Source organism: Paenibacillus sp. FSL M7-0656, assembly GCF_038003225.1.
GTDB lineage: Bacteria > Bacillota > Bacilli > Paenibacillales > Paenibacillaceae > Paenibacillus > Paenibacillus amylolyticus.
The window spans coordinates 790,708-803,962 of sequence record NZ_JBBOOT010000001.1 but is presented as its reverse complement, the minus strand read 5'-3'; the positions used below and the strand labels follow the sequence as shown (position 1 = coordinate 803,962).

10 protein-coding genes are annotated in these 13,255 nt (G+C 44.3%); 5 read left to right on the top strand and 5 right to left on the bottom strand.

Annotated features, from left to right (window positions below; all coding sequences use genetic code 11):
• Nucleotides 1–6 precede the first annotated feature (6 nt).
• The 3 genes from cydD (at nt 7) to MHI01_RS03410 (ending at nt 4,349) form a co-directional block, all read left to right on the top strand.
• Entirely contained in the window at nt 7–1,830 is a 1,824-nt protein-coding gene (cydD, locus tag MHI01_RS03420; RefSeq protein ID WP_340982528.1) for a thiol reductant ABC exporter subunit CydD, read from the top strand.
• Nucleotides 1,827–3,554 carry a thiol reductant ABC exporter subunit CydC gene (cydC, locus tag MHI01_RS03415; RefSeq protein WP_340982527.1) on the top strand — a complete coding sequence of 576 codons (1,728 nt, stop codon included), beginning with the start codon at nt 1,827–1,829 and terminating at the stop codon, nt 3,552–3,554. The genes cydD and cydC overlap by 4 nt, the downstream gene beginning before the upstream one ends.
• A 171-nt stretch (nt 3,555–3,725) precedes the next feature.
• Nucleotides 3,726–4,349, top strand: coding sequence for a hypothetical protein (locus MHI01_RS03410; protein ID WP_340982526.1), 624 nt, complete (start codon nt 3,726–3,728; stop codon nt 4,347–4,349).
• A 251-nt stretch (nt 4,350–4,600) separates the two neighbouring features.
• Here the strand turns inward: MHI01_RS03410 and MHI01_RS03405 are convergent, their stop codons facing one another.
• Complete coding sequence (locus MHI01_RS03405; RefSeq protein ID WP_282321399.1) at nt 4,601–4,876, bottom strand: hypothetical protein; 276 nt, start codon at nt 4,874–4,876, stop codon at nt 4,601–4,603.
• Between the two features lie 187 nt (nt 4,877–5,063).
• Between MHI01_RS03405 and MHI01_RS03400 the strand changes: the two genes are divergently transcribed.
• Both MHI01_RS03400 and MHI01_RS03395 read left to right on the top strand, forming a co-directional pair.
• The gene (locus MHI01_RS03400) at nt 5,064–6,680 is read left to right on the top strand and encodes a helix-turn-helix domain-containing protein (RefSeq protein ID WP_340982525.1); all 1,617 of its coding nucleotides are present in this window, start codon (nt 5,064–5,066) and stop codon (nt 6,678–6,680) included.
• A 28-nt stretch (nt 6,681–6,708) separates the two neighbouring features.
• A complete protein-coding gene (locus tag MHI01_RS03395) occupies nt 6,709–8,454 on the top strand; it encodes a cache domain-containing sensor histidine kinase (RefSeq protein WP_340982524.1) in 1,746 nt (581 codons plus the stop codon).
• Nucleotides 8,455–8,559: 105 nt separating this feature from the next.
• On the opposite strand, the gene MHI01_RS03390 is transcribed toward MHI01_RS03395, so the two are convergent.
• From MHI01_RS03390 to MHI01_RS03375, 4 genes are all read right to left on the bottom strand, one after another.
• Nucleotides 8,560–9,450 (bottom strand): carbohydrate ABC transporter permease, encoded by an 891-nt coding sequence (locus tag MHI01_RS03390; RefSeq protein WP_036671192.1) that lies wholly within the window; start codon nt 9,448–9,450, stop codon nt 8,560–8,562.
• Between the two features lie 18 nt (nt 9,451–9,468).
• Nucleotides 9,469–10,359, bottom strand: a complete 891-nt coding sequence (locus tag MHI01_RS03385) for an ABC transporter permease (RefSeq protein WP_036615758.1) — start codon at nt 10,357–10,359, stop codon at nt 9,469–9,471.
• A 90-nt stretch (nt 10,360–10,449) separates the two neighbouring features.
• Nucleotides 10,450–12,054, bottom strand: a complete 1,605-nt coding sequence (locus MHI01_RS03380; RefSeq protein WP_339286923.1) for a hypothetical protein — start codon at nt 12,052–12,054, stop codon at nt 10,450–10,452.
• 186 nt (nt 12,055–12,240) lie between these two features.
• Nucleotides 12,241–13,251 carry an alpha/beta fold hydrolase gene (locus tag MHI01_RS03375; RefSeq protein ID WP_340982523.1) on the bottom strand — a complete coding sequence of 337 codons (1,011 nt, stop codon included), beginning with the start codon at nt 13,249–13,251 and terminating at the stop codon, nt 12,241–12,243.
• Between the last annotated feature and the right edge of the window lie 4 nt (nt 13,252–13,255).

The window sequence follows — 13,255 nt, the reverse complement described above, 5'->3', positions numbered from 1 at the left end:
CGTTCAATGAAAAGGAGAGGCAAATCCAATCTGATCTCGCAGCAAATGTCTTTACAACGAAAAAACAGACTTCTCCTTGCGATCATTTCGCTGGCCCTTGGTGTAGCTATTATAAGCCAGGCCACCTTGGTGGCTGAAGCAGTCCAGCGAATCTTTGTAGAGAAAGCTTCCTTTTCATCAGTGGTCCTGTTGCTTGTCCTATTACTGGTTATTATGGCTGTACGCTCACTGTTGTCGTATGGTAATGGGAAAGTGGGCTTGCATATGGCAGCACGCGCCAAGACGAATATGCGAGCATCTGTGTTGCAGAACCTGACCCGCGCTTCCATGCCTTCAACCCTGAGTGGACAGACGGGAGGAAAGGTCAGTGTTGCTTTGGATGCTGTGGATGAGGCCGACAGTTATTTCAGTCAGTACATGCCGCGTATGATGGAAGCTGCGATGATCCCGATTCTGATTCTGGTTGTTACGTTTACGCAGCACTCTAACACAGGCTGGATTATGTTGTTTACGGCACCGTTTATCCCGCTGTTCATGATCTTGGTTGGGCTCAAGACAAAGAACAAATCAGAAGAAAAATACGCGCAACTGGCTGAATTTTCCGGTACATTTCTGGATTCGCTTCAAGGGCTGGTTACGTTGAAAATATTCGGACGGGCTAAACGTCAACAGCAGGAGATTGAACGCAGCAGTCTGGGGTATCGTGATGCCACCATGGGCATTTTGAAGATTGCATTTACAAATACGTTTATGCTGGAATCCATCGTGATGTTAAGCATTGGTATTGTCGCGCTTGAACTGGCTATCCAGTTACTCGTGTTCAAATCGATGAGCTTCCACACAGCCTTTCTCGTGTTGTTACTCGTCCCTGAGTTTTACAGTCTGTTGAAGAATACAGGAATGGCTTTTCACAGCGGGCGAACCAGTATGGGGGCCATTCGCAAGGTGGAACAGATGCTCGCGGACACTAGTGTCAAGAGCACACAAACGAAGCCTGAAGAAGGACCGGATCAAAGCGAATTAACCGATGTCGATGCAATTGCAAAGACGGAAGAGCTTCGTACAGCTCGTGCCGAGTTGATTCCAATGCCACCAACCATTGAACTGAACGATGTCCGATTCCAGTACACACCTGATTCCTTTGGACTTGAGACAGGACAGATCTCGATTGGACCGGGAGAACAGATTGCTATTGTAGGCAAAAGCGGCTCAGGTAAAACCACGCTGCTTCATCTCATTGCCGGTTTACTGAAACCAGATTCGGGAGCGGTTCTGGTTAACGGAAGCGAGATTTCACAACATGATGAGGCTGCATGGTTTGGACGTGTTAGCTATATTACACAGCATCCGTATATTTTTGCAGGTACATTTGCCGAAAATATCGCGATTGGCGCGGGTCGGAACGTCTCCAGAGCTGAAATTGAGCAGGCGGCAGAGGAAGCAGGACTTGCTGGCGTTGTCGCTCAATTGGAGCAGGGACTGAACACATTTGTTGGTGAAGGTGGCCGGGGGCTGTCTGGTGGGGAAAAGCAAAGACTTGCCTTAGCACGTGCTTTTCTGAAGAGACCATCCGTCATTTTGTTCGACGAACCCACCGTTGGTCTGGATCTACACACCGAGCGGGTATTGCAACAATCCATTGCGGCATTAGCCAAAACGGCAACGATGATTACGGTGGCACACCGTTTATATACAATTCAACATGCGGACAACATTTTGTTTATGGATAGTGGGGTATTAGTGGATTCAGGACATCATGAAGCACTTCTGGCGCGCCTGCCTCAATATGCGGAGATGGTTGATGTACAAGGGAAAGGAGGGTTAGCATGAATGAGCTGACGATTCTGTCAAAAGCGATGATTCAGGAGCGCAAGGATATCTTGCTTTCGATATTGGGCGGATTTATCGCCGGCATAGCAGGGGTAGCTCTCTTTTCCGCGAGTGGCTATATGATATCTCAAACAGTATTTGCGCCACCGCTGTACACCTTAATTGTACTCACCTCCATGGTCAAACTACTTGGTTTCCTTCGAGCGGCAAGTCGCTACGGGGAACGCTTGTATTCGCACAGGGCGACATTCTCCATGCTGAGCCGTTTGCGGACGTCCTTTTTTGCCAAACTGATCCCGGTAACGCCAGGTATATTGAACAAAAACCGAAGCGGGGATCTGCTTGCGCGGATCGTGGGTGATGTGGAAAGTTTGCAAAATTACTTTTTGCGGGTCGCGTATCCACCCATCATGGTCGTTATGGTGTTTTTGGCTACCATGCTGTTCACTTCGGCCTTTTCGATCTGGATTGCGTGTTTGTTAGTACTAGGTATGCTAATTACGGCATTTGTTGTACCAGGTATTGTCTTGTTAGGTCAGCGAAAAATAAACGGACGTGTCCGCCAGCAACGGGCCTTGCTGTCCACGGAAGTAACCGAAGTGTTGTATGGTTTCAGGGATTTGAAAGTATATGGCCAATTGGAACAGCGTGAGCAACAGCTTCAGCAGGCTTCTGCTGCATTGGCAACGGAACAGAGGCAAGCCGCTTCGCACTTGCTGCGCGGGCAATCCATGCACGTTTTTGTTACGTATCTTGTTACATGGGGAGTGCTGGCACTGAGCGCCTTTTTAATTGTGAATGGAGCGTTTGCAGGTGTATTCCTCGCCATGTTGATCCTGGCCACGCAGACCGTGTTCGAAGAAGCTGCCGCAATGGCTATATTGCCTCTATATAAGCAGGACAGCGAACACGCCGCTCAGCGACTGGCGGAAACAGTGCCAACCTCCGATGTACAACCTGTACAGCCAAGCGGTGAAGTTTCAGCCGATCAGGCGGTTTCGATTGACCTATCCGTTGTTAACTTCCAATATGAAGGGGAATGGAGACCGGCGCTGAGGGAGCTATCTCTGCAACTTGCAGCAGGCTCCAAAACAGCGATTGTCGGGCCGAGCGGGTCAGGCAAGTCAACGATTATTGATTTGTTACTCAAGCTGCGCGCACCAACGTCTGGCGATATACGATTAAACGATGTTTCGATGAAGGAACTGAATGAAGAGAGCATTTGGCAAGGGACGAATGTCGTGTTGCAGCAAAGCCACTTCTTCCGGGGAACCATCCGGGATAACCTGTTGCTGAATGGAGAAGATCATTCGGATGAACAACTGTCGGCTGTGCTGGATAAAGTCCAACTGCCGAATAAGTTGTTGACCGACATGGTCTATGAAAAAGGGGAGAACCTGTCGGATGGTGAGAAGCAGCGGCTGGCTCTCGCACGGGCCATGCTACGCAAAGGACGGTTATGGCTTCTGGACGAACCAACTTCTTCGTTGGATTACGTCACAGAGAAACATGTGCTCCAGCATCTTCTTGCACAAGCATCCGAAGATACATTTCTTCTGATCTGCCATCGGCTGACGGGATTGGAAGAGATGGATCGGATTGTGGTCATGGACCAAGGCAAGATCGTGGAATCAGGTTCTTTCTGTGAGCTGATGGAGCAAAAAGGCTATTTTTATGAAATGAAACAAATTGAACGACAAATGATTGGAGACGCCGGGGCGTGAGAATCTAGACTATTGAGTTGATAATACTGTCGGTTGTCGTTAATGAAGAAAATTTCAATAAATCAATTTTTATAAATCTAACTAAACCCCAAAGGATGCAGTGCATATACTCCTTGGGGTTTGTTTTGATATAATAGTTTTTTTATGTCTATGAAGGAGATGGAGATGGAGATGGGAAAGTATAAGTGGGATATTGTTTTTTATTTGGCCGTATTTTTATTTGTTGTGTACATGAAGATGAATGACCAATCTCTGTTTTGGATACTTGGGGTCGTTCTCACCGCTACTCTGATCATGTTTACCATTCGTATTTTTTATCCTCTGGGTTGGGAAACACGCATGGAGCGCGTCGAGGCTTTTCTACGCAGACAGGAGAATACCCCAAAGCTTTATATCTATTACGCTCTTGCAAACAGACTTGATGATGAATTGGAACACACAATAGAGCGCATCAGAAATGAGGACACAAATAAAAGGACCCAAGCAGTCTATAATGCAGCCTATGGCATCTATCGCAACGACTTGGTAGCTGTTCGTACTGCGGTGCAGAATATGCGTAGATCGGATTATCGTACATATTATGAAACGTATTTGCTTATGGAAGAAGGAAGAAGTGAGCAGGCGAGGGAACACTTGAAATCCATTAACAAGGTCTGGATGAGATCTTCGCTTCTTGCAGCGATCGAACTAAAAGCGGGACAACGCGAAACTGCGATTCAGCTATTACAGGAAGCAATGCATGCTGTCAGAGGTGTCCATCGTTATATGATATTTAAGGAATCAGAGAGATACTAGGGCGTGTCTCAAACGGTGAACAACAATCTTTCTTGGCATATAGTATAATTGACACGGACAAAAGCTTGTTCCACATAGGAGCAAGCTTTTATCTTTGGTATTAAAGGAAGGACAGGAAGGACAGGAAGGACAGGAAGGACAAGAGTATACAGAGGCGCTAAACTGTTCGGCATAGTGGAGAACACCCGAATTAAAATGCTCTCCAACGAGTAAGCCTATATGATGAGAATCTTAAAGACTTTAATTTACCTTTACATAACAACAGATGATTTAGCCGTTTTATTTTTCTTCGCAAGCGGCTTTTTCCTTAGTGTCCTATCATACAGATACGGTTTTCCGTGATAATCCCGTGCATGCTTTTGTTTCTGCTTTTTATGTATATCAACCTTGATCTCCAGATTGGCAACGTTATTCTGGAATTCAGAAGCAATTCGTTTGCACCATTTCAAACCACTTTCTTCAGATGCACTGAAATGAACACGTAATAGATATCCGTTCACCGTTAATTCAAACTTGTATAAATTCATGATATGTATCCTTTCCAGACGGGCATGTTATGTTACACCAAATACGATAATCTGATTATAACAGGAACGTATGTTCTGTAAAAGTCTTATTTATGATACCCGCAATTCAATAAGGTTCGCTAGACATCTTTGCAAGAGTCCGTTTAATGGTAAAATATCTAAAAATGGTTCATGTTGGGGGATACGCATGTATAAACTGATGATCGTAGATGATGAATTGCTCATGCGGGTTGGAATTCGTTCCATGCTGAATTGGGAAGAGTACAATTTCTATGTTGTTGGAGAGGCGGGAAATGGAAAAGAGGCATTAAGCCTTGCGCTTGAAGTGATGCCTGATCTAATTATTACAGATATTAAGATGCCGATTATGGATGGGCTACAGCTTATACAAGAGGCCTCCTGCGTACTGAAAACATGTAAGTATGTCATCCTGAGTAATTTTGACGAATTTCATTATGTGAAAGAGGCGCTAAAACTTGGCGCTTCAGATTACTTGATTAAAAGTGAGATCACCGAATCCTCCCTTATTGACCTCCTGAGCACTGTTGGACAGAAACTGCAAAGTGAACATGTTCACCCAACCAACACAGCCTCTATAACACAGGACTATTCCAAGAGCCTAAGATATCTAAAGGATAGTTTCTTCCAAGATATTGTAAGCGGATTCATTAGTGAGGAGGATATCGTCACCAAAGCGGAAGAACTACATTTTCGTATACGTTCGGACCAGTTGGTTGTTATTAAGTTCATCGTGAATTATTACGAGGATGCAAAGCGGAAATATGTTGAGAAGGGGGAAAAGCTGCTCCGATTTTCGATTCTTAATATTATGGAAGAGATCATTCCATCGAAGTGGGAGAAAGAGATTTTTGTTGAAAGTTCCTCTGAATATTGGGTGATCGTCAATGTACTTCCTGAGAGCCAATCTGTACACGCCGACTTGAATAAACTATGTAATAAATTGCTGTCTTCGATCAAGGATTTTATGAATCTATCGCTCACGGCTGGAGTAAGTAGAATGACTTCCGGTTTCCTTCACATCAGGAAGGCCTGCCAAGAGGCAGAAACGGCTCTACAACAGAGTTTCTTCACAGGAAGCAACCAGGTGTTGTATTACGATGATATGGTTCAATCCCCAGATCGACATGAAGTTAAGGGGGCTTTAAGCCCGCAACAAGAACGAGATTTGTTGAAGTTATGGGTAAGCAAAGACAACCAAATGGCGGAAGAGTTCCTTGAAGGAATCCAATCCAATCTGGAACAGCTACGAGCGGATGAGAATAGCATTCGCAAGCAATATATCATGGTAATGGAAACGATACATTCCCATCTATCCCGAGCTACAGAAAGAGGTGCCCCTTCTTTAACAGAAAAATCACCCTATGAAATCGTTCTAAAGGGGGAGTATTGGGAGGATATCCACCAAGATATGCTTGCTCATATTGCATATTACTTCCAAACCGATTCCCAAATCAAACAGGAAAGCACTTACACCGATCTCGCCACTGAATTGATCGACAAGTATTATGCGGAAGATATCTCACTGCAAAGTATCGCTAGCCAAATCAGTGTGAATCCGTCGTATCTCAGCCGTGTGTTCAAACAGGAACGAGGAGAGAACTTTATCACGTACTTGACCCGAGTTCGAATTGAACATGCCAAGGCGTATCTATTGAGCAGAGGAATGAGAGTGTATGAAATCGCAGAAAAGGTGGGTTACCATAATTACACGTACTTCAGTAAGATTTTCAAAAAATCGGTAGGTGTCACTCCTGAGGAATATCGAGAATTACAGCAGGGATGAATGTAATCGGTGAATAGAGGTGCAGCATATGAAGCATGTTCGGCCCTTCCGAATCAAGTACAAAATTATGGTGATCTGTATGACGGTCATTATCCTTCCGGTATTGGTGATGACAATCAATTCGTATTACTCCTCAGAGCGGTTGTTGACACAGAACTATACAACGTTGCTAAACGATCTGGCCAAACAGACGAATATTCGCATTGACGAGTTCCTCAAGGAGATTGAGAAAATTTCGTTGCTCGCCAGCAATGGCCTTAGTGACAATCTGTCTGCGACTCATGAAGGGAGTTTTCCGATCCAGGATTTCCTGCGAGAGGGTGATGAACAACATGAGATTGCCGCATACAATATTCTGATGAATTATATCATGATGAAAGATCGCGTATTCTCCATCTACCTCTACAATATGAACGGGGGGCAAGACCTTTTTGTAAGTCCACATCAACCCATTGATCCAAACTTCAAAGTAGCAAACGAATTGTGGTTTAAAAAGTTCATGCATGATAAGGATAGAACCATTACCCTCACAACACGAATTGATGAGCAATTGGAGAATAAAATACTGGCAGTGTCACACGCTCGCAAAATTCATGATGTGACTAGTGGAAAACTGCTTGGCGTGATTGTTGTCAGCATTGATATCAAATTCATTGAAATCGTCAACCGCAACTTGCAGGAAGGACTGCGCTCCAGATTCATGATCGTTGATGAGAATGATAAGATCGTATATAACGTGAACGAACGATTAATCGGGACACTGTTTCGAGATAACGTTCGTCCGCCTGAATCACTAAATGTCGTGGTGACCAGTCCCCTTAGTCAGCAAAAATGGACAACTTACTTATATATGCCTTTGGATGAGTTGACTGCTGATGGCAAAATATTGGGCCGTAATCTGGTGACGCTTGCCATTGTCATTGTTCTTTTTGCTGCCGTCATATCCATCTTTTTATCTCACGTGATCACAACTCCCATTAAAAAACTGCTACGGAATATTGCTTTAGTCGAGAAAGGTCAGTTTGAACAAGTTGAACCTATTGGCTCCAGAGATGAGATTGGACATTTATCCATTCGATTTAACAGAATGTCGCATGAATTGAAGCGGTTGGTCGAACGGATGCAGCAGGAAGAAATAGAGAAAGCCAAGGCCGAGATGCGTGCGCTCCATGACCAGATCAAGCCTCATTTTCTGTATAATACCCTTGGGTCGGTGAAATGGATTGCCTCGATGCAGCAGGCTGATAAAATCGTGGAAATGACCGATGCCTTAATCTCGATGCTCCGCTATGCAACAAAATCCGATGGAACCCTCGTAACCATTCGTGAGGAACTTGATAATATAACGAATTACGTAACGATCCAGAATGTCAGGTACTACGATTGTATTCAAATGAGATATGAGGTTGAGGATAGACTGCTGGATTATCGCATGCCCAAAATGATCCTGCAGCCGATTGTGGAGAATGCGATTTTTCATGGTCTTGCCGAACTTGAAGAAGACGGAATCATCACCATTCGAATTCAATCACAACTGGATGAAGTTGTGATCGAGGTCTGCGATAATGGTGTTGGTATGGATCATCAAACGATGCAGAATCTATTGGAAGAGAAGCCCGGTGCAAGTACGGGAACGAATGGGATTGGATTGCATAATGTGCAGCGGCGGATTCAACTTCATTTTGGTAAACCCTATGGAATACAGGTGGAGAGTAAAATGGGTGAAGGTACCATTTTCTCCATTCTGCTGCCTGCCATCCCAGAAGCCAAATAGTCATACATGCTTTCATTTATGCATCTCATAATGCGATACAGCGATCGTAAAAATAAGTTTAGATATAAACAAAGGGCTCGCAGTATGAACTGCAAGCCCTTTTGTTCACCCTTTGACGCTACCTAGCACCAAACCTTTGGTGAAATATTTCTGTAAAAACGGATACACGAGTAAAATCGGAATGGCACCCAAGAACATCTGAGCGGCGCGCCCCGTTCTGGCGTTCATCATGGACAACAGCTGCGTATAGTCTGACCCAGATTTCAGCATGATTTGCTCAAAGCTTTGCAGCAGGGTCTGAAGGTAACTTTGTAATGGATAATTGTCTGGATTGTTCATATAGATAATGCCATCGAACCACGAATTCCAGTGGGCAACGATACTGAACAAACCAACCGTAGCGAGAGCGGGCTTGAGAAGTGGGAGTAGAATACGAAGCAATACCTGTACAGGCCCAGCACCATCGATAATGGCTGATTCTTCAATCTCCTCGGGCAGCCCCCGAATGAAATTCATGAGGATAATCATGCTGAATACGGGGAGGGCCCCAGGCAGGATCAGAGACCAGATGGAATCGATCAGTCCCATTTTGACGACCACGAGATAGGTTGGAATTAGTCCTCCACTGAATAACATGGTTATTATGAAAAATCCCATATAGATATTACGCCCCATCAATTTTTGTTTGGATTTGGAGAGGGGATAAGCCGTGAGTACGATCAGAACCAGATTCACCACCGTTCCGATAACAGTTCGTTGAATGGCTACCCAGAGAGAGGAGAAAAATGATCCTCCAGTTAATGCAAATTCATAGGCTTTTGTCGTAAATTCCACAGGCCAGAACGTAACACTCCCCGCAGATACAGCTGCGCTGCTGCTGAATGAAACAGCCAGCAGGTTGATAAACGGCAGAATACATAGGAGAGAGATTAGAAGCAGTATGGTGTAGTTTAAGATAAGAAACACACGTCTGCTCATACTTTTATCATAGATCATAATGTAAGTTCCTCCTTCTTAGAAGATACGATAGCCAGCCACTCTGTAAGCCAGGATGTACGATACAGCAACGAGGACACTGGAAATGATCGATTTGAATAACCCAACAGCGGTACCAATTGAATACTGTGCTTGTTGAATTCCTAAACGGTAGACATAGGTATCAATAATATCACCGGTCTGATAGACAACAGGGGAGTAGAGATTATAGATTTGGTCAAAGCCAGCATTGAGTACGTTCCCAAGTGAAAGTACGGTCATTAAAACAATGGTTGGCATGAGTAGAGGCAACGTAATGTAGATGGTTTGTTTCCACCGTTTCGCTCCGTCGATCACCGCGGCTTCGTAAAGTCCCGGATCAATACTGGTTAGGGCTGCCAAATAAACAACCGTGCCAAACCCAAAACCTTTCCATATGTCACTCACAATCATCGTCCAAGGAAAAATAGAGGGTGTGCCAAGAAAGGAGATCGGTGCAATCCCAAATACACTTAGAAATGTATTGATAATGCCGTCGGAGCTAAGGATATCCAGCATGATGCCGGCCATAATGACCCAAGAGAGGAAGTTCGGAATGTAGACAAGGGTTTGAAATGTACGTTTGATTCCACTGTGTAGTACCTCGTTAAGCAGTAATGCAAAAATTACGGGCACGATTATACCACCGATAATCTTAAAGACAGACATGTACAATGTATTCCAGATCGTTCTTACGAAGTTCGGCTGATTAAATATGTGGGTAAAATTATCCCACCCTACCCATGGCGAGTTGAAGCCGAGACCCGGATTGTACTTCTGAAACGCAATAATAAGTCCATAGAAAGGGATGTAACAAAAGATGAAGACCAAGACCAGGCTTGGGATCAACATGAGATGGTAAGGACTCTGCTGCTTCCATTTTCTCAACATACATATTCCTCCGTTCCTTGTACGCCAAATGTAATCGCTATCAAATAAAGGGGAGAGATGACCCTCATCCCCTCTTTGTGACAAACGAGATTATTTCTTCCCGTAGGCTTCATTAACTGCCTGAGTTGCGTCATCGCCCCCGGCTGCACGCCAATTCTGGACAATAACATCGAAATAATCGATACTTTCGCTACCCATAATGATCTTGGTGAAACCTTCGGTCAGGATATCATCCAAGGTTGTGCCGTAGCTTGAAAGTATTTCTGGCGTAACACCCCATAAGGCCGTCTTTGTATAGTTCTCGCTGTCCAGTACTTTCTTGGCAAGACCATACGCATTCTTTGGAGCCCCTTGTTGCAAATAATCACCAACTGCTCCTGGGGTTGCATTCTCCATGAATTCAACACTGTTGTTATATTTTTGCCACATACCCGAAGTTGTGAGCCCACTGGTATCCTTGGATTGAAGGGCAGCTGATACCGCCTCAAATTGCTCGTAATCGGAATTCGGATTAAGTACACGGAACGCTCCAACCACATGGGCAATATCGTTGTCCAGCAAGGCGGATAACGTTTCTGTGGATTCCTTGCCATTGCCTTCATCCACAATATAAGCGTAGTCGTTCAAAATTTTGATCACTTCTTCAGGGCTCTTAAATCCCTTTTTCATAACGATATAATTGTTGTTGGCGAAGAAAATGGATTGTTTGGCTTCTTTTCCATCAACGGTAGGGATGATATAAGGGTAGAAGATAGCGTCCTTACCCAGATTGGATACTGTGTCGACACCCGGATTATAACCCCACCATTGGTAATAAGGTTGCATTCCCACTTTGCCGGCTACGATATCCGCGTTCATCGCATTAAAGTCTTTGATTGCAAATTCCGGATCAATGATGCCTCGCTTGTACCATTCTGACCACTCAGCCAGCGCATTTTTCATCTCAGGCTGCACGGAGCCGTACACGAGTTTTCCAGTGCTATCCTCCATCCACATATCCGGATGCGCATTCCATGCAATGGCGAGCAGGTTGAGGTAATCCAACGATTGGTCTACCGCTATACCATAACCACCGTGCTTTTCCATGAATTTTAGTGCGATATTTTTGATGTCTTCCACAGATTTCGGATCTTGGACTCCCAATTCTTCTTTCCAGTCGTTCCGGATCCAGATGAAGTCTGGTTGTTCAATTAATCCCCAGTGCATCTGTGGTATCCCGTATAGCTTACCGTCCTTCTTTCCAGATTCGTAACTGTCTGCATCTGCTTCCATGTAACCTTTGAGACGATCTGAAGCGTGTTGATCAAATACCTCGGAAAGGTCCATGACCATATCTGCTTCGACTAACTGTCTCAGTTGTGATGGATTAACTCTGAATACGTCAGGAAGATCGTTCGATGCGATAGCCAAATTGAGTTTTGTATCGTACTCATCGCTGACCCAGTCTGTTTTGACATTGATATTAAACTTCTCTTTGTATCGCTTAATCCATACATTGTTGGTGATATCGTCGCCCTTTGGATATTTTGCAGAAGAGTATTCTGATGTTACGGTATGAATGGTTGTTGTTCCAGCCTCGTTGGAATCCGTGTCCGTCGTTGAACCTTTATCAGCACCGTTTCCATTGCTACAGGCTGCGAGTAATAAGGTTGACATGCACACAGACAAGACTAAGGCTTTTGTTTTCTTGTTCATTTCTTTTCCCCCTTATCAGTCATATTTCAATAACGCTTACTTGAAAATATTCTAAACGAGAAAGGGGGAACGTGATATAAAGGTTATTGACGAGAACTGGTATCTTTTTTTACTTTTGAGTTGTAGCGGAGAAAAGATTAATGAGCTTTGTGCACTTTTTTTACTTTGTACTCCTTCTTTTTTTACTCATCTCTCCAAAAATTGCTTTAGATGACGATCGATAACGAGTGAATCCTCTTCGTTTGCTCCGATTCCAAAACAGTGTCCCCACTTGGACTCTATAGGTTGATACACCGCGTTTGGCATATGCTGAGCATCATACGAACTGTCTTCTGGCGTGAAAAACAAGTCACTTGATCCTGGCATAACGAGTGCAGGAGCAGTGATCTTGCTTAACGCCTGTTCGAAGTTGCCATCATCTACGGGATTATCGCTAATGTCTCCATAGATTCCTGTACGCAACATGGTAATCAAATCGTTAGCATCGAAGGGAAGAAATACCTGATCCCAGTAATCTTCTACATAAGATTTCAAGGAGTCGTAACCCTCAGATTGATACAATTTCTCCAAATAGTACGCCTGCGAGAACCCCCATGGAGCATAAGCTCTTCCCATCGCTGCGAGACCGGCAACCGGAGGGCGTTCATATCTACCATTTTTATAATTCGAATCTGCCTGTAACGCCGCGATCATTGCTTCGAATACCAACTGTGTATGGGGTCTGCTCTTAGCTGTTCCGCCAAAGGGGGCAATACGTTCGACCATCTCAGGATAACTAGTTCCCCATTGATAAACCTGCATGGCTCCCAGAGACCAGCCCACAACAAGTTTGATTTTGGAGATACCGAATTTTTGAGTGATGAGTTTTTGTTGGGCATGCACATTGTCATACATGGAGATGATAGGGAAGTTGTTCTTATCATATGGGGCAGGGGTATTACTTGGAGAAGACGATAACCCGTTACCTAACATATTGGGCACAACGATAAAATAACGACTGGGGTCCAGTGCTTTGTCCGTTCCAATTAACCATTCATTATCTGTGTGAATTCCAGCAAACCATGTTGGGACAACAATAACATTGTCCTTTGCCGCGTTTAAGTTTCCATAGGTCTTGTAAGCGATAAAGGCTTGAGGGAGCTGTTGTCCCGATTGAAGTAATGTATCTCCAAGGTTATATGTTTCATAATCGTTCATAGAT

Bases quoted from the DNA above. Each gene is read 5' to 3' on its own strand.
- MHI01_RS03380 (WP_339286923.1), bottom strand. From the start codon at position 12,054: ATGAACAAGAAAACAAAAGCCTTAGTCTTGTCTGTGTGCATGTCAACC.
- MHI01_RS03410 (WP_340982526.1), top strand. From the start codon at position 3,726: ATGGGAAAGTATAAGTGGGATATTGTTTTTTATTTGGCCGTATTTTTA.
- MHI01_RS03375 (WP_340982523.1), bottom strand. From the start codon at position 13,251: ATGAACGATTATGAAACATATAACCTTGGAGATACATTACTTCAATCG.
- MHI01_RS03385 (WP_036615758.1), bottom strand. From the start codon at position 10,359: ATGTTGAGAAAATGGAAGCAGCAGAGTCCTTACCATCTCATGTTGATC.
- MHI01_RS03400 (WP_340982525.1), top strand. From the start codon at position 5,064: ATGTATAAACTGATGATCGTAGATGATGAATTGCTCATGCGGGTTGGA.
- MHI01_RS03405 (WP_282321399.1), bottom strand. From the start codon at position 4,876: ATGAATTTATACAAGTTTGAATTAACGGTGAACGGATATCTATTACGT.
- cydD (WP_340982528.1), top strand. From the start codon at position 7: ATGAAAAGGAGAGGCAAATCCAATCTGATCTCGCAGCAAATGTCTTTA.
- cydC (WP_340982527.1), top strand. From the start codon at position 1,827: ATGAATGAGCTGACGATTCTGTCAAAAGCGATGATTCAGGAGCGCAAG.
- MHI01_RS03395 (WP_340982524.1), top strand. From the start codon at position 6,709: ATGAAGCATGTTCGGCCCTTCCGAATCAAGTACAAAATTATGGTGATC.
- MHI01_RS03390 (WP_036671192.1), bottom strand. From the start codon at position 9,450: ATGATCTATGATAAAAGTATGAGCAGACGTGTGTTTCTTATCTTAAAC.